This is a genomic window from Massilia sp. R2A-15, assembly GCF_030704305.1.
Taxonomy (GTDB): Bacteria; Pseudomonadota; Gammaproteobacteria; order Burkholderiales; family Burkholderiaceae_D; genus JAFCUW01.
In genome coordinates, this window is the sequence record NZ_CP131935.1 from 324,925 (window position 1) to 343,777 (window position 18,853).

General features: G+C 66.1%; 19 protein-coding genes and 1 other RNA gene. 12 read left to right on the forward strand and 8 right to left on the reverse strand.

Translation table 11 applies throughout. The features are described from left to right. Positions 1-21: 21 nt before the first annotated feature. From rpoH to Q4S45_RS01545, 5 genes are all read right to left on the reverse strand, one after another. Positions 22-921, reverse strand: a complete 900-nt coding sequence (rpoH, locus tag Q4S45_RS01525; protein WP_305508489.1) for an RNA polymerase sigma factor RpoH — start codon at positions 919-921, stop codon at positions 22-24. Positions 922-1,230: 309 nt separating this feature from the next. After that, positions 1,231-2,151: a permease-like cell division protein FtsX gene (gene ftsX, locus Q4S45_RS01530; RefSeq protein ID WP_305508490.1), complete on the reverse strand. Its 921-nt coding sequence runs from the start codon at positions 2,149-2,151 to the stop codon at positions 1,231-1,233. Continuing rightward, complete coding sequence (locus Q4S45_RS01535) at positions 2,148-2,810, reverse strand: cell division ATP-binding protein FtsE (protein WP_305508496.1); 663 nt, start codon at positions 2,808-2,810, stop codon at positions 2,148-2,150. The genes ftsX and Q4S45_RS01535 overlap by 4 nt, the downstream gene beginning before the upstream one ends. A gap of 9 nt (positions 2,811-2,819) precedes the next feature. Further along, the gene (gene ftsY / locus Q4S45_RS01540) at positions 2,820-3,941 is read right to left on the reverse strand and encodes a signal recognition particle-docking protein FtsY (protein ID WP_305508498.1); all 1,122 of its coding nucleotides are present in this window, start codon (positions 3,939-3,941) and stop codon (positions 2,820-2,822) included. Positions 3,942-4,050: 109 nt separating this feature from the next. Beyond that, on the reverse strand, positions 4,051-4,992 hold the full coding sequence (locus Q4S45_RS01545) for a MerR family transcriptional regulator (RefSeq protein WP_305508500.1): 942 nt from the start codon (positions 4,990-4,992) through the stop codon (positions 4,051-4,053). Positions 4,993-5,305: 313 nt separating this feature from the next. On the opposite strand from Q4S45_RS01545, the gene Q4S45_RS01550 reads away from it, so the two are divergent. The 8 genes from Q4S45_RS01550 to Q4S45_RS01585 are packed head-to-tail and all read left to right on the forward strand — an operon-like array spanning position 5,306 to position 12,084. Then, complete coding sequence (locus Q4S45_RS01550) at positions 5,306-6,592, forward strand: NAD(P)/FAD-dependent oxidoreductase (protein ID WP_305508502.1); 1,287 nt, start codon at positions 5,306-5,308, stop codon at positions 6,590-6,592. Further along, positions 6,579-7,385, forward strand: a complete 807-nt coding sequence (locus tag Q4S45_RS01555; RefSeq protein ID WP_305508504.1) for a DUF1365 domain-containing protein — start codon at positions 6,579-6,581, stop codon at positions 7,383-7,385. The genes Q4S45_RS01550 and Q4S45_RS01555 overlap by 14 nt, the downstream gene beginning before the upstream one ends. Before the next feature lie 5 nt (positions 7,386-7,390). Then, positions 7,391-8,605, forward strand: a complete 1,215-nt coding sequence (locus Q4S45_RS01560; RefSeq protein WP_305508506.1) for a cyclopropane-fatty-acyl-phospholipid synthase family protein — start codon at positions 7,391-7,393, stop codon at positions 8,603-8,605. After that, a complete protein-coding gene (locus Q4S45_RS01565; protein WP_305508507.1) occupies positions 8,602-9,129 on the forward strand; it encodes a chalcone isomerase family protein in 528 nt (175 codons plus the stop codon). The genes Q4S45_RS01560 and Q4S45_RS01565 overlap by 4 nt, the downstream gene beginning before the upstream one ends. Continuing rightward, entirely contained in the window at positions 9,126-10,358 is a 1,233-nt protein-coding gene (locus Q4S45_RS01570; protein WP_305508509.1) for an MFS transporter, read from the forward strand. The genes Q4S45_RS01565 and Q4S45_RS01570 overlap by 4 nt, the downstream gene beginning before the upstream one ends. Positions 10,359-10,370: 12 nt before the next feature. Beyond that, a complete protein-coding gene (locus Q4S45_RS01575) occupies positions 10,371-10,892 on the forward strand; it encodes a DUF3833 domain-containing protein (protein ID WP_305508511.1) in 522 nt (173 codons plus the stop codon). After that, the gene (locus Q4S45_RS01580) at positions 10,889-11,656 is read left to right on the forward strand and encodes an SDR family NAD(P)-dependent oxidoreductase (RefSeq protein WP_305508513.1); all 768 of its coding nucleotides are present in this window, start codon (positions 10,889-10,891) and stop codon (positions 11,654-11,656) included. Before Q4S45_RS01575 ends, Q4S45_RS01580 begins: the two co-directional genes overlap by 4 nt. Further along, the gene (locus Q4S45_RS01585; RefSeq protein WP_305508515.1) at positions 11,653-12,084 is read left to right on the forward strand and encodes a nuclear transport factor 2 family protein; all 432 of its coding nucleotides are present in this window, start codon (positions 11,653-11,655) and stop codon (positions 12,082-12,084) included. The genes Q4S45_RS01580 and Q4S45_RS01585 overlap by 4 nt, the downstream gene beginning before the upstream one ends. 100 nt (positions 12,085-12,184) lie before the next feature. Here Q4S45_RS01585 and Q4S45_RS01590 read toward each other — a convergent pair whose 3' ends face one another. After that, positions 12,185-13,882, reverse strand: coding sequence for a thiamine pyrophosphate-binding protein (locus Q4S45_RS01590; RefSeq protein WP_305508517.1), 1,698 nt, complete (start codon positions 13,880-13,882; stop codon positions 12,185-12,187). A gap of 214 nt (positions 13,883-14,096) precedes the next feature. On the opposite strand from Q4S45_RS01590, the gene Q4S45_RS01595 reads away from it, so the two are divergent. From Q4S45_RS01595 to glpK, 3 genes are all read left to right on the forward strand, one after another. After that, complete coding sequence (locus Q4S45_RS01595) at positions 14,097-14,573, forward strand: hypothetical protein (protein ID WP_305508519.1); 477 nt, start codon at positions 14,097-14,099, stop codon at positions 14,571-14,573. A 125-nt stretch (positions 14,574-14,698) separates the two neighbouring features. Continuing rightward, an RNA gene (gene rnpB / locus Q4S45_RS01600) (RNase P RNA component class A) lies at positions 14,699-15,026 on the forward strand. Positions 15,027-15,082: 56 nt separating this feature from the next. Further along, on the forward strand, positions 15,083-16,585 hold the full coding sequence (glpK, locus tag Q4S45_RS01605) for a glycerol kinase GlpK (RefSeq protein ID WP_305508521.1): 1,503 nt from the start codon (positions 15,083-15,085) through the stop codon (positions 16,583-16,585). Here glpK and Q4S45_RS01610 read toward each other — a convergent pair whose 3' ends face one another. Then, positions 16,586-16,762, reverse strand: coding sequence for a DUF3606 domain-containing protein (locus Q4S45_RS01610; RefSeq protein ID WP_305508523.1), 177 nt, complete (start codon positions 16,760-16,762; stop codon positions 16,586-16,588). Positions 16,763-17,028: 266 nt separating this feature from the next. Continuing rightward, on the reverse strand, positions 17,029-17,979 hold the full coding sequence (locus Q4S45_RS01615) for an AAA family ATPase (protein ID WP_305508525.1): 951 nt from the start codon (positions 17,977-17,979) through the stop codon (positions 17,029-17,031). 439 nt (positions 17,980-18,418) lie between these two features. Here Q4S45_RS01615 and mraZ point away from each other — a divergent pair, with 439 nt between their 5' ends. After that, the gene (mraZ, locus tag Q4S45_RS01620; RefSeq protein WP_305508527.1) at positions 18,419-18,847 is read left to right on the forward strand and encodes a division/cell wall cluster transcriptional repressor MraZ; all 429 of its coding nucleotides are present in this window, start codon (positions 18,419-18,421) and stop codon (positions 18,845-18,847) included. Positions 18,848-18,853 lie beyond the last annotated feature (6 nt).

Here is an 18,853-nt window from a genome sequence, read left to right on the forward strand (position 1 = left end):
TCTAGCTGAACTGCGGCCGGCTTACACGAACGCCGACAGCGATCCCTTCATCTTCTTCAGCGCCGCCACTTCGATCTGGCGAATGCGCTCGGCCGACACGCCGAATTCTTCGGCCAGCGTGTGCAGCGTGGCGCCCGAGCCATCGTCGTTGGCCAGCCAGCGCGCTTCGACGATGCGGCGCGAACGCGGATCGAGCTTGGCCAGCGCCGTCTCCAGCCCTTCGGACTGCAGGCGCGTGACCTGCTCGGCTTCCAGCACCTTGGTCGGCTCGGACAGGTCCGACGACAGGTAGGCGATCGGCGAGAACTTGTCGTCCTCGTCGTCGGTCGGCGCTTCGAGCGCGATGTCGCGGCCCGACAGGCGCGTTTCCATCTCGATCACTTCCTCGCGCTTGACGTCGAGCAGCTTGGCCAGCGCGTCGATCTGGGTCGGCGACATCGCGTCCAGGCCCGTCTTGTTGCTGCGCAGGTTGAAGAACAGCTTGCGCTGCGCCTTGGTCGTGGCGACCTTGACCAGGCGCCAGTTCTTCAGGATGTACTCGTGCATCTCGGCCTTGATCCAGTGCATCGCGTACGAGACCAGGCGCACGCCCTGGTTCGGGTCGAAACGCTTGACCGCCTTCATCAGGCCGATGTTGCCTTCCTGGATCAGGTCGGCGTGCGGCAGGCCGTAGCCGAGGTAGCCGCGGGCGATCGATACCACCAGGCGCAGGTGCGACAGCACCAGCTCCTGCGCCGCGGCCAGGTCGTTCTTTTCCTGCAGCCGCTTGGCCAGCGAGATTTCTTCGTCGTGGGACAGCATCGGCAGCCGGTTGACCGCCGAAATGTACGCGTCGATATTGCCAAGATTGCCAGTGAAGCCCAACTCCATCGCACGATTGCCGGTCGGAACCAATGCGGAGTGTGCGGACATTGTCGTCATGTGTGCCTCGTAAAAAGGGTGCAGCAAGGTTTTACTTCCGGGTGCTGGCGGTGGGTCGTCTATTTTCCCCGCCTTGCGCGCATAGTTTAGCACTCTCTCGGGGAGAGTGCCAATCGCCCTAAACTATGGCCGTGATAGGCTAAATATTGCCGCAAGGAACTTATTTCGATGACAGGCTCCACTGTAGTGGACTGCCTCGATGCGTTGTTGATTACGCACAGGATAGCGCGGAGGGAGGGACGGTTCTGTTCGTTCCCGCACGTGCGCGGGGGAATGTCGGGGTCTGGTCCTGCGGACCTGACCCCATTTTCAGTTCAGCCGCGCCAGGTGGCGCTGCACCGACAGCACTGCGCCCACCAGGCCGAGCCCGGCGCTGACGGCCAGCAGGGCGGCGATGCCGAGCGGCGCCAGCGGCGTCAGCTGGAATTCGCTGGCGTACAGCCGCGCGAATTCCGCAATCGCGACGTTCAGCGGGCGCAGCGCCAGCGCGACCGCGCCAAGCGCCACGGCCCCTGCGCACATGCCCAGCAGGGCGCCGGTGTAGTAGAAGGGCCGGTGAATGAACACGTCGGTCGCGCCGATCAGCTTGGACACCGCGATCTCGTCGCGCTGGGTCAGCACCTGCAGCCGGATCGTGTTGAACACGACGGCGATGACGACCATGCCCAGCGTTACGGCCAGCAGCAGCAGCGCCAGGCGCAGCACGCTGAGCAGGGCGGCCAGGCGCTTGACCCACGCCGAATCGACCTGCACCGTGTCCACGCCGGGCAGCGCGCGCAGGCGGTCGGCCAGCGCATCGACCTGGGCGGCGTCGGCCGCGCTCCGGAAGCCGTCGAGCTTCATCACGTAACCGTCCGGCAGCGGATTTTCGCCCAGCGTGCCCAGCACGTCGGTCAGGCCGCTCTTGGCCTTGAGCGACTCGAGCGCCTGCTCGCGCGGCACGAAGGTGATCTTCGCCTTGTTCGCCTTGAGCAGTTCGCGCAGCGGCGGCGCGAGCGCCAGCGCCTGCTCGCGCGTGGCCTCCGGCTTGACGAACAGGCTGATCTCGGGATCGACCGACAGCTGCTCCGACATCGGCCGCACGTTGTCGAGCAGGGTCAGGCCGGCGAACGGCAGCGCCAGCGCGATCGCCACGACGACGACGTTGAACAGGAAGCTGCCGGGCGCCTTGCGCACGTTGCCGAGCGCCGCGCGCAGCGCGAAACGGTGTTGACGCAGCCAGCCCTTCATGCCGCACCTCCGGATACCAACTGGCCATGATCGAGGTGGATCACGCGGGCGGCCGCGTCGAGCACCTGCTCGTCATGGGTGGAAATCATGCAGGTCACGCCGACCGAATGGAAGGCGCGCAGCGCGTCGAGCACCTTGTCGGCGGCCGCGCGGTCGAGGTTCGCGGTCGGCTCGTCGGCCAGGATGATCTGGGGGCGGTTGACGATGGCGCGCGCGATCGCCACGCGCTGCTGCTCGCCGCCGGACAGTTCGAGCGGCAGCGCCTTGGCGCGGTCCAGCAGGCCAACCTTGTCGAGCGCGGCGCGGGCGCGCAGCTCGGCCTCGGACTTCGAGGCGCCCATCACTAATAAAGGCAGCATGGCGTTGGCCAGGATGTGGCGGTCGTTGAGCAGTTTCTGCTGCTGGAAGATCAGGCCCAGGTTACGGCGCAGGAAAGGCACGCCTTCGCGGCGCAGCTTGCCGATGTCCTGGCCATTGACCAGGATCGCGCCGGCGCTGGGCCGCTCGATCGCCGCAATCATCTTCAGCAAGGTGGACTTGCCGGCGCCGGACGGGCCGGCCAGGTAAACCAGTTCGCCTTTGGCGATATTGAGGGACACGTCGCGCAGTGCGACGGCATGGGCGGAATACTGTTTTGAGACAGACTGGAATTCGATCATGTGAGCTTTTTATCCGAGCAGCGCTTCGACGAATTCGTCCGCCTTGAACGGCTGCAGGTCTTCGATTTTCTCGCCGATGCCGATGAAGTACACCGGCACCGGGCGGGTGCGCGCGATCGCGGCCAGCACGCCGCCCTTGGCGGTGCCGTCGAGCTTCGTGATCACCAGGCCGGTGAGGTCCAGCGCGTCGTCGAAGGCCTTGACCTGCGCCAGCGCGTTCTGGCCGGTGTTGCCGTCGATGACCAGCAGGACTTCGTGCGGCGCGCCGTCCATGCCCTTGCCGATCACGCGCTTGATTTTCTTCAGTTCTTCCATCAGGTGCAGCTGGGTCGGCAGGCGGCCGGCGGTATCGACCATCACCACGTCCATGCCGCGCGCCTTGCCCGACTGGACCGCGTCGAACGCCACGGCGGCCGGGTCGCCCGAGGCCTGCGAGATGACGGTGACGTTATTGCGCTGGCCCCAGACCATCAGCTGCTCGCGCGCGGCGGCGCGGAAGGTGTCGCCGGCGGCCAGCAGCACCGACTGCTCGTACTTCTGCATGTGCTTGGCGAGCTTGCCGATGGTGGTGGTCTTGCCGGCGCCGTTCACGCCCGAGATCATCATCACCAGCGGCTCGTGGCGGCCCAGTTCGAGCGGCTTCTCCAGCGGGCGCAGCATGTCGGTCATCAGCACCTTCAGCGCGGCCTTGACGGCGGCCGCGTCGAGCAGCTTGTCTTCCTTGACCTTGCGGCGCAGGCCGTCGAGCAGGAACTGGGTGGCGTCCATGCCGGCGTCGGCCATCAGCAGCGCCGACTCGAGTTCCTCGTACAGGTCTTCGTCGATGCGCGCGCCGACGAACAGCAGCGACAGGTTGGTCGAGGTCTTGGACAGGCCGGCCTTCAGGCGCTCCATCCACGATGACCTGGACTCGGACGCCGCGACCGGGCGCTCGGCCGTTTCGGCGATCACTTCCTGGACCGGCGCCGCGGGGGCGACGAAGGTGGAGGTGGAGCCGTAGCGGCGCGCCGGCGCCGGCGTCGCGGCCGGAATCACGTCGATCGGAGCGGGCGCCGGGGGCGTGGCCGCGGGTGCGGGCGGTGGCGGTGCTGTCTCGGGGACAGGCTGCTTCTTCTTAAAAAAACTGAACATTGGTATGTGGGGGCGGGCGCTGCATGCACATGGCCGGCGCTGCCGGCCACGACGAATCGATTGGCCGATATTCTACCAGAGCAGGGCGGCGGGTCCGCGCGAGTCTTGTTTAAGCGGCAAGCGCGCGATGCTGCGACCGCCAGCGCGCGAGGGCGCCGGGAATGGCGGCGAGGTCGAGCACTGTGCCGGGCGCGAGGTGGCGGCGCGCCATCTCGACGCCGGCGCCGCCGCTCCACACTTCGGCGTCGTCGCCCAGCCGGCTGCGCAGCTCGTTGACGTTGTCGACCGCGGCGCGCGGCGAGGTGACGCCGGAAAACGACAGCGCAACGATGTCGGCGCGCTGCGTGCGTGCCGCTTCGACGATGTCGCCCAGCGGGGTCTGCACGCCGAGCGATACGCAGTGGGCGCCTTCGAGCGCGAGCAGCGCTTCGGCCATCAGCAGGCCAAGCCCGTGGCGCTCCTGCGGCACGGTGGTCAGGAGCACGCGCGGGGACGCCGATTCATGCGCCGACTGCGGCGTGGCGGCGACGATCGCCGCCCGCATCACGCTTTGCAGGATCTCGGAATACAGGTGCTCTTCGAACACCGCCAGGTCGCCGCGCGCCCATGCTTCGCCGACGGCGGATGTCAGCGGCGCGATCAGTTCGAGCACGCAGCGCTGCAATCCCATCAACAGCATCGATTGCGACAGGCGCTGGCGCAGCTCGGCGAGCTTGTGCGCGTTCAGCAGGTCGAGACAAGCGCGGATTTCCGGATCGTCCAGTCCGCGCACCGGCGCCGCGCTGGTGGGCCTGGCGCCCAGTTCCACCAGTTCGTCGGCGCCGAGCGCCATGATCTTGCCGGGCCGGTAGCCCTGGTCGAGCAGGCGCTTGACCAGCGACAGGCGGTGCACCTGGTCGGGAGGATAGATGCGCTCGCCGTTGGCGTCGCGCTGCGGCCGGGGAAACCCGTAACGGCGTTCCCACACGCGCAGGGTCTCCTTCGCCACGCCGATGTCGCGCTCGACATCGCTGATGCTTAAGGATACGGCAGGAGAGGTGGCGTTGGTCATCACGGGCTCGTAATCGGTAAAGGGCGGTTCTTGTGCAGGACATCGCCGCGCAATAGCGGCATTTCACATTCTACTTTAACAAGCAAACGATTCGACAGATTTGTCGGATGTTGTAAAAAAGAATTTATTCGGGGGCTTGGCCGCCGCGAAAATTTTTTCTCGATCTCCAGTCTCGTTTCACGCTGCAGGCGTAAAACGCCGGTCAACAAACCTGTCCAGGACAAATAGAATATAGTGACGATTATTTCACGCTATTCGCGGCCTGAACAGGCTTTGTCCAAGACAATTTGGAAAACTACCAGACGGAGAATATATGAAGATCGCAGTAGTGGGCGCCGGGATCGCCGGTTTGTCGTGTGCGTATCGGCTGGCGCAGGCCTCGGCCGACGTCACATTGTTCGAAGCAGGCAATTATTTCGGCGGCCACAGCAACACGGTCGACGTAACGCTCGACGGCCGCAGCTTCGGCGTCGATACGGGCTTCCTGGTGTTTAACGATCGCACCTATCCGAACCTGGTCGCGCTATTTGCAGAGCTCGGGGTCGAGACCGCGCCGAGCGACATGTCGTTTTCGGTCCGGCTGCCGCGGGCGAACGGCCGCGCGCTCGAATGGGCCGGCGCCAGCCTCGACACCGTGTTCGCGCAGCGCGCCAACCTGCTCGATCCGCGTTTCCTGCGCATGGTGCGCGACATCCTGCGTTTCAATCGCGAAGCGACGGCGCTGGCGCAAGGAGGCGCGGCGCCCGACGTCGCGCTCGGCGCCTGGCTCGACCAGCATGGCTACAGCGCCACCTTCCGCAACTGGTACCTGCTGCCGATGGCCGCCTGCATCTGGTCCTGTCCCTCCGACCAGATGCTGGCGTTTCCGTTGTCGACCTTCGTGCGCTTCTGCCACAACCACGGCCTGCTGCAGGTGAGCGACCGGCCGCAGTGGCGCACGGTGAAGGGCGGCTCGCGCAATTACGTCGACAAGATGCTGGCGGCTATTCCGTCGCGCCGCCTGCTCTCGCCGGTGCGTTCGGTGCGACGCGGCGCCGGCGGCGCGCATTCGGTGCGGATCGCCACGGCGGCGGGCGTCGAACACTTCGACCAGGTCGTCATGGCCTGCCACAGCGACCAGTCGCTCGCGCTGCTTTCGGACGCGCGCGCCGAAGAGCGCGCGGTGTTGTCTGCGATCCGCTATCAGCAAAACCGCGCGGTGCTGCACACCGACGCGCGCTGCTTGCCGGCGCGGCGCAAGACGTGGTCGGCCTGGAATTACCAGAGCAGCGCGTCCGCGACGCCGGAGGTGTGCGTGCATTACCTGCTCAACATGCTGCAGCCGCTGCCATGCAGCGCGCCGGTGATCGTCTCGCTCAACCCGATCGAAGCGCCCGATCCGGCCAGTGTGCTGGGCGAATTCGATTATGCCCATCCGGTGTTCGACCGCGGGGCGGTGGCGGCGCAGCGCGGCATCGGCGCGATTCAGGGCGTGCAGGGCACCTGGTTCGCCGGCGCGTGGACCGGCTACGGCTTTCATGAAGACGGCCTTACATCCGGGCTGGGCGTTGCCGCTTCGCTGGCCGAGCTGATGGAGACGCGACATCATGCAGCCGCCTGACTTCGGCATTCGCGCCGAACCGCAGTTGTGCTTCGGGCATGTGCGGCACCGGCGCCTGCGCCCGGTCGTCAACGCGTTCGAATACCGCGCCTATTATGTGCGCCTGCCGCTGCGCAGCATGGACGCTGACGCCCCGCGCTGCGCGTTGTTTTCGCGCAACCGCTTCAACCTGCTGTCGTTCCACGATGCCGATCACGGCGACGGCACGACCGGCCTGGTCGAATGGATCGACGCGCTGCTCGAAAAGGAGGGCGTGACCGACGCCGACGGCGAAATCTGGCTGCAGGCCATGCCGCGCGTGCTGGGCTTCGTGTTCAATCCGGTTTCGTTCTGGTTCTGCCATCGCGCCAGCGGCGAGCTGCGCGCCGTGCTGTGCGACGTGCGCAATACCTTCGGCGAACGCCACTTCTATTTGCTCGACGACGGCTTCGAGATCCCCAACGGCGGCGAAATCACCGCGCGCAAGCTGTTTCACGTCTCGCCGTTCTTCGCTGTCGAAGGCGCTTACCGTTTCCGCTTCATGCGCGTAGTGCGCGGCAGGAAAGGTTCGCTGGCCGAGACCACTGTCGCCACCATCGACTACGAGGATGCCGAGGGCCCCGCGCTGCAGACCAGCGTGTCCGGCGTCGGCGCACCGATCCGCACCGCCACCGCGGCCGCCGCTTTCTTCAAGTATCCGCTGATGACGTTTGGCGTCATCGCCCGCATCCACATCCAGGCGCTGCGCCTCTGGCTCAAGCGCGTGCCGTTCCACTCGAAGCCCGCACCACCCAAACAGAAGGTGACCCGATGACATCGATGCAAAAATTCGCCCCCCCCGGCACTTCCGTCCGAGCCGAATCGCCGCCGGCCGCCGCCCGCATCATCCTCAAGCTGCTGTCGTCGCTGAGGCATGGCGCGCTGGCGCTGCGTACGCCCGACGGCGCCAGCCGCCATTACGGCGACGATTCCGCGCCGGTGGCGCTGGAGCTGAAGAACTGGAACCTGTTCAACGCGTCGATGCGATCCGGCGACATCGGCTTCGCGCAGACCTACATCGACGGCGACTGGAGCACCAGCAACCTGGCCGGCCTGGTCGAACTGCTGGCGCGTAACCGCGCGGCGATCGAGTCGCTGGTGTACGGCAGCTGGTGGGGCGGCCTGGCCTACCGTATCCGCCATCTGCTGAACCGAAACAGCAAGGCCGGCAGCCGCAAGAACATCCACGCGCACTACGACATCGGCAACCGGTTCTACGAACTCTGGCTGGACCCTTCCATGACCTATTCGAGCGCGCTGTTTGCGGGCGGGGCGGGGACCAGCCTGGAACTGGCGCAAGCGGCCAAATACGGGCGCATCCTCGACCAACTTGCGCTGGCGCCGGGCGCGCGGGTGCTGGAAATCGGCTGCGGCTGGGGCGGATTTGCCGAAATGGCCGCGCGCGCCGGCGCGCACGTGACCGGGCTGACGCTGTCGACCGAGCAGCTCGCGTATGCGCGCCAACGCATGATCAACGCCGGCCTGGCGGACCAGGCCGACCTGCGCCTGTGCGACTACCGCGACAGCGTCGGGCAATACGATGCGATCGCTTCGATCGAGATGTTCGAGGCGGTGGGCGAGAGCTACTGGCCGGGCTATTTCGAGTGCATCGCGCGCAGCCTGAAACCGGGCGGGCGGGCCTGCGTCCAGACCATCGTCATCGCCGACGACCTGTTCGCGCGCTATCGCAAGGGCACCGATTTCATCCAGCAGTTCATTTTCCCGGGCGGGATGCTACCGTCGCCGTCGGTGTTCGAGCGGCTGGCGCGCGAGCATGGCCTGCAGGTGGTGGACAGATTCGGCTTCGGCATCGACTACGCCGACACGCTGGTGGCTTGGCGCCGCGCCTTCCATGCCCGGCTCGATGCTGTCCGCGCTCAGGGCTTCGATGAAGTCTTCATCCGCACCTGGGAGTTCTACCTTTGCTACTGCGAGGCAGCGTTCAGGGCGCGCAATACTGACGTGATGCACTTCACGCTGGTGAAGGCGTCATGATGCGCCGCCTGATCGCGGCGCTGGCGCTGGCGTGCGCCGCGGCGCTGGCGCAAGCTGCGCCGGCCCACATCGAAGCATCGGTCCCGCACGCGCGCCTGGCCGGTTCGGGCGTCTATACCTGGTTTACCTTGAAGATCTACACGGCGCAGCTGTGGGTGGGCGACCAGGGCTACCGCGCCGATGCGCCGTTCGCGCTCGACCTGCGCTACGCGCGCAAGCTGCATGGGCGGAAGATCGCCGAGGCGAGCGCGGAGCAAATGGAAAAGATCGGCGCCGGCAGTGCGTCCGAACGCAAGGCGTGGCTGCAGAAGATGCTGGCGATTTTCCCCGACGTGGGCGAGGGAACCCACATCACCGGCGTGTTCGTTCCCGGCGCCGGCGCGCTGTTCTACCTCGATGGCAGGCCGATTGGCCGCATCGACGATCCCGATTTCGCGCGGGCGTTTGCCCGCATCTGGCTCGACCCAGCGACCACCGCGCCGGAATTGCGCGCGGCGCTGCTGAAACAGGCGGCGCCGCGATGAAGCCGCTCGGCTGGCCAAACCTGCTGTGCTACGGCGCGTTCGGCCTGCCGCTTGCCATGGTCGCACTGCCGATCTACGTGTACCTGCCCCAGTTCTACGCCGAGCGCGCCGGGCTGCCGCTGGCGCTGATCGGCGCCTTGCTGCTGGCCGCGCGCATTGCGGCCGCTTTTATCGACCCGCTGCTGGGCTGGTGGATCGCGCGCGGACACAGCGCCTACCCGCGCTTCGTCGCGTTGGCGCTGACCCCACTGCTGGCAGGCTTCCTTGGCCTCTTCAATCCGCCGGCGATGGGCGGCGGGGCCACGATGGGGTGGTTCGGCGCGACGCTGATGCTGGTCTACTTCGGCTTCAGCCTCGCCACCATCGCGCACCAGAGCTGGGGCGCCGCATTGACCGCCGCGCCCGCGCTGCGCGCGCGCGTGACGGGCGTGCGCGAAGGCTTCGGCCTGGCCGGCGTGGTGCTGGCCGCCGCCGTCACTGCGATGGCCGGCTATGGCGGCCTTTCCGCCGTCTTCGCCGCGGCGCTGGCGGCTGGGGCGGCGCTGCTGCTGGCCAGGGCCGTGCGCCCCAGCGGCGCGGCGTCCGTTGCGCCGCCGCACTGGCGCGAGCTGGTCCTGCCGTTTCGCCAGCCGCGCTTCCGTGCGCTGTTTGCCGTGCTGCTCGTGAACGGCGTAGCCTCGGCGATTCCCGCCACGCTGTTCCTGTTTTTCGCCGCCGACCGGCTGCGTCTGTCGTCGCTGTCCGGCGGGTTCCTGATCCTGTATTTCTGCGCCGCCGCGCTGTCGATACCGGTCTGGGTTGCGCTGGCCCGGCGCGTCGGCGAGGCGCGCGCGTGGACCGCTGCGATGCTGGCGTCGGCGCTGGTGTTCGTCTGGGCCTTCGGCCTCGCGCCAGGCGCCGCATGGGCATTCGGCGCGATCTGCTTTCTGTCCGGCCTTGCGCTGGGGGCAGAGCTGGCGCTGCCGCCCGCCTTGCTGGCCGGCGTCATCGGCAAGGCCGGCCACGGCGCCGGGCGCGAAGCGGCGTATTTCGGCGTCTGGAACTGGGGCGTGCAAATCACGCTGGCGCTGGCGGCAGGCATCGCCTTGCCCCTACTGGGATGGTTCGGCTACGAGCCGGGGCGGCCCGGCGCGGCCACCGAACTGGCGGCGGCATACGCGCTGCTGCCGTGCGTGTTGAAACTGGCGGCCGCCACGATGCTGTGGCGCGCGCCGCTGAGAGACTTTTAATAAGGGGACACCATGAAAATCTTCGCCTTGCTTGGTATGGCGGCGCTGTGCGCGGGATGCAGCGCGCCGGCGCCGGATCAATATGCGAGCCAGCAGCCGCGGCTCGACGTCCAGCGCTATTTCAACGGCACGCTCGACGCCCACGGCATGTTCCAGGACCGCTCCGGCGCTGTCGTCAAGCGCTTCGTCGTGGTCATGCACTGCCAGTGGCAGGGCGACACCGGCACGCTGGACGAGGACTTCACGTACTCGGACGGCACCCGGCAGAAGCGCGTCTGGACGCTGCACAAGGCCGGGGATGGCAGCTTCACCGCGACCGCGCCCGACGTGGTGGGAACCGCGCACGGCGTCGCCGCCGGAAACGCGCTGCGCTGGAAGTACGTGCTGGCGCAGCCTGTCGGCGACAAGGTGTACAACGTCGACATGGAGGACTGGATGTTCCTGATCGACGACAAGGTCATGCTGAACCGCACCGCAATGAGCAAGTTCGGCGTGAGCCTGGGCAGCGTGACGTTGTCGTTCTCGAAGCGATGAACCCGCGCATTCACGACTGGAGCGGCAGGCGCGTATGGGTGATCGGCGCCTCGAGCGGCATCGGCGCGGCCTGCGCCCGGCAGCTGCTGCGGCTGGGCGCCCGGGTTGCGCTGTCGGCGCGCGACGCCGCGGCGCTGGAACGCGAAGCGTCGGCGTCGACGCACGCGCTCGCAGCGCCGCTGGACGTGACGGACCACGCCAGCGTGCTGCGCGCGCGCGACGCCATCGTTGCGGCATGGGGCGGCATCGACCTGGTGCTGGTGGTCGCCGGCGGCTATAACGAGATGCGCGCCGACAGCTTCGACCTCGCCGCCGCCAACCGCCTGATCGACCTGAACCTGCGCGGCGTATTCAACTGCCTCGACGCGGCGTTGCCGGTGTTGCTCGGGCAGGGCGCCGGCGGAGTGGGCATCGTGGCCTCCGTTGCCGGCTACGGCGGCCTGCCGAAGGCGCTGGTGTACGGACCCACCAAGGCGGCGCTGATCAACCTGACCGAGTCGCTGTTCCTCGACCTGCGCGCGCGCGGCATTGCCGTGTACCAGATCAATCCCGGATTCGTCGATACGCCGCTGACGGCCAATAACGATTTCCGCATGCCGGCGCTGATGAGCGCCGAGGACGCCGCCGCCGAGATGATCGCCGGGATCGAGCGCGGGCAGTTTCAGATTCACTTCCCCAAACGCTTCACTAACAGCATGCGGCTGGCGCGGCTGCTGCCATACCGCTTGTATTTCTGGCTAATCCACAAAGTGACTGGCCTATGAATTACGAGACCGAACTCGAACGATTGGTGCAGTTTTACGAGAACCTGAGCGAAGCGTCGCTGGCGCACCTTCCGGAGATCTACGCGGGCGATGCCCGGTTCAAGGATCCCTTCAACGAAGTGCGCGGCATCGAGCCGATCGCGGCGATTTTCCGCCACATGTATCAGCAGGTCGATGAGCCGCGCTTCATCGTCAACACCCGCGTGCTGCAGGGCGCCGATGCCTTCCTGGTTTGGGATTTCACTTTCCGGATGAAGCGGTTTTCGCGTGCGCGCCAGTGCATCCGCGGCGCCACGCATATCCGCTTCGATGCGGACGGCCTGGTGGCGCTGCACCGTGATTATTGGGATGCGGCCGAGGAGCTGTACGAGAAGCTGCCCGTGCTGGGAGGGCTGATGCGCTGGCTGAAAAGCGCGGCCAATCGCTGACGACAGTGGCCAGATAGCTCAGTATGGGTTCCAGCCTTCGCTGGAACGACGGTCTCGAGGCTGTCGTTCCAGCGAAGGCTGGAACCCATGCTGAATCCGGTCAGCCCTTGGCCTTCAGCGCATTCGCCTTGATCGTCTCCAGCGTCGCGCCCGGCGTGATCAGGTTGCCGTCGTAGCGCAGCTCGATCACCGCCGGCAGCGACTGCGTGCGCGTGTGCTCCAGCGCGCGCGCGAACGCGGGGGCGAATTCTTCGGTCGTCGCGACCACTTCGCCGTGCGCGCCATACGCCTTCGCCAGCGCGGCGAAATCGGGATTGTGCAGCGTCGTGCCCGACACGCGGCCCGGGTAATCGCGCTCCTGGTGCATGCGGATCGTGCCGAACATGCTGTTGTTGAAGATGATGACGATCACGCCGGCCTTGTACTGCACCGCCGTCGCCAGCTCCTGCCCGTTCATCATGTACTCGCCGTCGCCGGCGAAGGTGACGACGGTGCGCTGCGGGTCGATGATCTTGGCGGCGACGCCGGCCGGCACGCCGTAACCCATCGCTCCGCTGGTCGGCGCCAGCTGCGTGCGCATGCCGCCGTAGCGGAAGAAGCGGTGCGCCCAGGTCGCGTAGTTGCCGGCGCCGTTGGTGATGATGGTGTCCTTCGGCGCGGCGGCCTGCAGCTGCTGCACCAGCTGCCACAGGTCGAGGGGAGCGCTGCCGTCCTTGAAGATCGGCGGCTGCTGCTGCCACGCCGCGTAGTCCGCCTTCGCCTCGGCCACGGTGCCGCGCCATGCATCGGCGTTCACCGGCGCCATTGCCGCCAGCATCGCCGCCGCCTGCGCGGCGCCGCTGTTGATCATCAGGTCGGCCTGGTACACGCTGCCCAGCTCCTCGGCGTCCGCGTGGATGTGCACCAGCTTCTGTTGCGGCACCGGCGAAGCGATCAGCGAATAGCCGCTCGTGGTCATCTCGCCCAGGCGCGGACCGAAGGCGATCAGCAGGTCGGCGTTCTTCACGCGCGCCGCCAGCTTGGGGTTGATGCCGATGCCGACGTCGCCCACGTAATTCGGATGCTCGTTGTCGAGCAGGTCCTGGAAGCGGAATGCGCACGCGACCGGCAGCGCGTTCGCTTCGGCGAAGCGCTGCACGTCGGCGCAGGCCTGGGCGTTCCAGGTGCCGCCGCCAAGCAGCAGCAGGGGATTCTTCGCCGCGGCCAGCATCTCGCGCAGGGTGCCGATCTGCGCGGCGGACGGCGACGCCTGCACCGGCTGGTAGCGGCGCGCGTCGGCCGTTTCGGCCATCGACACCAGCATGTCCTCGGGAAGCGCCAGCACCACCGGGCCGGGCCGGCCGCTGGTGGCGACCTGGAAGGCGCGCGCGATGTATTCCGGGATGCGGTCGGCGCGGTCGATCTGCGCGACCCACTTGGCCATCTGGCCGAACATGCGGCGGTAGTCGATTTCCTGGAACGCCTCGCGGTCCATGAAGTCGAGGCCGACCTGGCCGATGAACAGGATCATCGGCGTCGAGTCCTGGTAGGCGGTATGCACGCCGATCGACGCGTTGGTGGCGCCCGGCCCGCGGGTGACGAAGCAGATGCCCGGGCGGCCGGTCATTTTGCCGTAGGCCTCGGCCATGAACGCGGCGCCGCCTTCCTGGCGGTTGATGATGAAGCGGATGCTCGAATCGTGCAGCGCGTCGAGCACGTCGAGGTAGCTCTCGCCCGGCACACCGAAGGCGGTGTCGACGCCGTGGATCTTGAGTGCGTCGACCAGGATCTGGCCGCCGGTGCGGGAAGGGTGGGTCATGTGGGTGCCTCGCTCGAAAAATCACGTCCGGCCATTCTAAGCGAGGCGTTCCAGCGGGGCTTTTGAAATGGCGACACCAATTATCAAAATCGACTGCCCCTCCCTGACAACACGAACTGTAAATATTTACCAGAAATCAATTACAGTATTTATAATGATTCCGTAATACAACAATAACTGCCGGGGAACTCCGGATCACCTTGAGAGAGACAACATGCAAATCCATTCCATTTTTCGGGCCGCCTGCATCATCGCTGCCGCCACCGCCACCACGACCCTGACCGGTTGCGCATCCATTGTCAGCGGGACAAATCAAGTGATGTCTGTAGAAACGCTGTCGAAAACCGGCAAGGTGGACGGCGCCACTTGCAAACTTCAGAACGACAAGGGCGTCTACTACGTCACCACGCCGGGCACGGTCAATGTTCATCGCGCTTACGGCGACCTGAGCGTCACGTGCGAGAAAGCCGGCATGCCCGCTGGTTTGGCAGTCATTAAGTCGACGACCAAAGGCATGATGGCTGGCAATATCTTGTTCGGCGGGTTCATTGGCGCGGGCGTCGATGCCGCTTCCGGCGCCGCCTACGACTATCCCGTCCTGCTTCAGATCATGATGGGTGAGAGCGTCGGGAATCCATTGCTGCCGGCGCCAGTTGCGGGCGCCCCGGCCGTCAGCGGCGGCATGAACTGACAGGCTGCATGTTCGGTCCCACGCCAACCCGCGCCGGTTGGCGTTTTTGTTTCGGCGGCGCGCCTTAGTAATCGTCCGGTCCGGTTTTACCTTTAAACCCCGCGCAGCGGGTACAATGGCGCCGTGATGCAGGCCAGGACAGCCGCTGGCTGGCGCGTAATGCGCCGGCGGGAGGAAGGTCCGGACTCCATAGAGCAGGGTGACGGTTAACGGCCGTCCGCCGAAAGCCGCAAGGTATAAGGCGAGGAATAGGGCCACAGAGACGAGCGTATTAAGTTACGGTGAAACGCGGTAACCTCCACCTGGAGCAATCCCAAATAGGCACGCGTTGAGGCGGCTCGCGGAGCGTGCGGGTAGGGAGCTTGAGCGCCTGAGCAATCAGGCGCCTAGAGGAATGGCTGTCATAGCGGGCAACCGCCGTAACAAAATCCGGCCTACCGGCCTGCTTCACACTATATACAGGGGCCAGGTCTGCCGGACCTGGCCCCACTTCAGAGTCGAGGTTTACGTTGAAAAAATACGTCCTCGCCCTCGACCAGGGCACCACCAGCTCGCGCGCCATCCTGTTCGACCATGCCGGCCGCCTGTGCGGCTGCGCCCAGCAAGAATATCCCCAGCATTTTCCCCAGCCCGGATGGGTGGAGCACGACCCGGCCGATATCTGGGAAAGCCAGCTCGCCTGTGCGCGCCAGGTGCTGCGCGAGTCCGGCGTGACGGCCGCGCAGGTGGCCGCAATCGGCATCGCCAACCAGCGCGAAACCACGGTGCTGTGGGACCGCAAGACCGGCGTGGCGGTGGCGCCGGCCATCGTCTGGCAGGACCGGCGCACCGCCGACGCCTGCGAGCGTCTGCGCGAGGAGGGCAAGGCATCCATGATCCAGCAGGCGACCGGGCTGGAACTGGACGCCTACTTCTCCGCCACCAAGCTGGCCTGGCTGCTCGATCATGTTCCCGGCGCCCGCGCGCGCGCGCTGCGCGGGGACCTTGCATTTGGCACGGTCGACAGCTGGCTGGCGTTCAAGCTGACGGGCCGCCACGTCACCGACGCGAGCAATGCGTCGCGCACGATGCTATTCAATATCCACGATCAGCGCTGGGACGAGCGCCTGCTCGACCTGTTCGGCATTCCCGCCGCGGTGCTGCCGGAGGTCGCGGCCAGTTCCGAAGTGGTCGGGCACTCCGATGCCGCGTGGTTCGGCGCGCCGATTCCCGTCGCCGGGATCGCGGGCGACCAGCAGGCAGCGACGTTCGGCCAGGCCTGCTGGAAGCCGGGCATGGTCAAGAACACCTACGGCACCGGATGCTTCATGCTGATGCACGCCGGTCCGCGGCCGCCGGTGTCGCAGAACCGCCTGCTCGCGACGGTGGGCTGGCGCATCGGCGGCGCCACCGATTTTCTGCTGGAAGGCAGCGTGTTCATGGGCGGGGCCACGGTGCAGTGGCTGCGCGACGGCCTGGGCATCATCGACAAATCGAGCGACGTCGAGGAACTGGCGCTCACGGTGCCGGACAACGGCGGCGTGTACCTGGTGCCGGCGTTTGCGGGACTCGGGGCGCCGCACTGGGATCCGTATGCGCGCGGCACGCTGGTCGGCATGACGCGCGGCAGCGGCCGTGGGCACATCGCGCGCGCCGCGCTCGAGGCGATCGCCTACCAGAGCGCGGAGCTGCTGGAGGCGATGCAAAAGGACGCGGCGGTGCCGGTGGCCGAGGTCAGGGCCGACGGCGGCGCCGCGCGCAACGATTTGCTGATGCAGTTCCAGGCCGACCTGCTGGGCGTGCCGGTGGTGCGTCCGCAGGTGACCGAGACGACCGCGCTGGGTGCGGCCTGGCTGGCCGGGCTGGCGGTGGGATTCTGGGCGTCGCGGGAGGAAGCGGCGGCGCAGTGGAGGGCGGAGCGGCGCTTCGAGCCGGCGATGGCGGCGGACCGCCGGGAGGAACTGATGGCGACGTGGGCGAGGGCGGTGGAGCGCTCGCGCGGGTGGGCAGCGCCGGCCCGCGCGGATGCTTGATTAGTGAATGCCCAGCGCGCGCTTGACCGCCGTCGCGCCGTTGCCCACTTCCTGCACTGTCTTCATCAGCTGCGCCTTGTCGACGCCGAGTTCTTTCATCCAGTAGCCGACTTCGAATTCTTCGTGCAGGTAGATGCAGCGGTCGACGGAGGTCTGGGTATCGATGGTCTGGTTCATGATGTGGCCTCGTAAAGTGCAGCGGTTGGTGATGACTGCAGAATCGCATGCACATTCAAGCTCTACCGTTAGCTGACGCACTCTCGCTGCATTTAGTTATCATTTTCGCCAGCCCGAAGGCGCCTCCGCCAACAGACCGTCGTACCCGCGCAGGCGGGTATCCAAACTGAGCACGCCAGGGAGGTGAAGCATGTTCAGTATGGGGACCTGCCTGCGCAGGTACGACACCTTGATTTAATGGCCTTTGCGGAAGCAGGACGAGCCCCCTAAAACCCGATCCGCGACTTGCCCGGTCCCGGCTTGACCCGCACGTCGTCGGCCAGCACTTCCTGCCGGCCCGCGGCCACCGCGTAGCCCAGCGCGTCGAGCAGCGTCTTGCGCATGTCGCGCGGCGACACGCCCGCCAGCCGGTCCACCACGGCGCCGTCGAGCCGTCCCGCAAACTTCACCAGCTTCAGTTCGCGCAGCAGCGCCGCGTAGATTCCCTGCGCGATGGCGGCCGCCTGTTCCGCGGTCGGCGCCGGCACTTCGTACACCGCCATACGGTTCAATAGCGGCGCCGGAATGCCCTCGGTGCGGTTGGCTGTCAGGATCCAGAAAATCTGGCTGGCGTCGATCTCGACGTCGATGTACTCGTCGCGAAAGACGCGCGCCGTCTCCGGCTCGAGCAATTGGTACAATGCCGCCAGCGGATCGGACTGCGACGAGCCGCTTGCCTTTTCGACTTCATCGAGCACCACCACCGGGTTGGCGTACTGCCCCCGCACCAGGCGCTCAGCCACCTTGCCGCATTTCGCGCCTTTCCAGCTGGCCGAACTGCCGGTGATGACGAAGCCGGCCGACAGCGCGTTCATGCTGATCAGCTCGCACTCGGTCTGCATGACCTTGGCCAGGCGCCGCGCGAAATGGGTCTTGCCGACGCCGGGATCGCCCAGCAGCAGGATCGGCATCACGTTGAAGCCGCCGTCGCCCGCGTGGGCGAGCCCCAGGTAGCGGGTCAGGTCGCCCACCACTTCGTCGAAATTCGGACATTCCTCGGCCAGCGGCGCGAGCGCCCCGGGGGAGGACGGCGTGGTGACGAAGCGTTCGGCGCCGGTGTCGAGCATGCGCTCGTAGAACGCCTCGAGTTCGGGCGAGCGGCCCTTGCTGCGCTCGAGCGCGCCCTGGACGTCGGCGAGGTCGTACAGCGATCGGGTGCGGGCCAGGGTGATGCTCACGGCAATCTCCTCGTGCGGCCGGCGTGGGAAAACACCGTCGAAAAACGGCCGGCCTTCGCTTGAATCGTACGCCGGAGCGCGACATCGCGCAATTTGGCCGCGTGCGCGGCTTTTGTTGCATTTATTGAACTGCCGAAATTTATTTTTAGCTATGTGTTAGGGGAAATAAGCGTGCATACAGATGAGGTGACACATTAAGGCTCTTTTATAAGTGCCTAATTTATCGACATATTTTTACCTGAGCCGACTTCAGAGAAGTGCGCTAAGTCCTTGACTTCATTGGCAAATTTCCTATTTTCCTTCTGGAAATCGCTTGACCATGAAGAAGGCATCCTCTAAAGTGGGCAACTGTGTGGAAAAGTGTAGTTTTGTGGGAGAAAAAATGAGCTCCCGACGCGCAAACTAAACCGATTCATCAAACTCTAAATCAGGTAAAACCGTGTTCCAAGGCGCGTCCGCAATCAACCTCGATGCCAAAGGCAGGATGTCAATCCCGGCCAAGCATCGTGACGCACTCGCAGTTCAGTGCGAAGGACGCCTCACGCTCACCAAACACCCGGATGGCTGCCTGTTGTTCTTCCCGCGCCCGGTGTGGGAATCGCACCGCGAACAAATCGCCGCCTGGCCGATGTCGGCCAAGGCCTGGCAACGCATTTTCCTCGGTAACGCTTGCGACGTCGAGATGGATTCGGCCGGCCGCGTGCTGATTTCGCCGGAACTGCGCGCCGCAGTCGGCCTGTCCAAGGACGTCATGCTGCTTGGCATGGGCACCCATTTCGAAATCTGGGACGCCGCCAAGCTCAACAGCAGCGAAGAAGCCGCCGTCGCCGGCGGCATGCCCGATGTCCTTTCCAATTTTTCCTTCTGAGGCGCC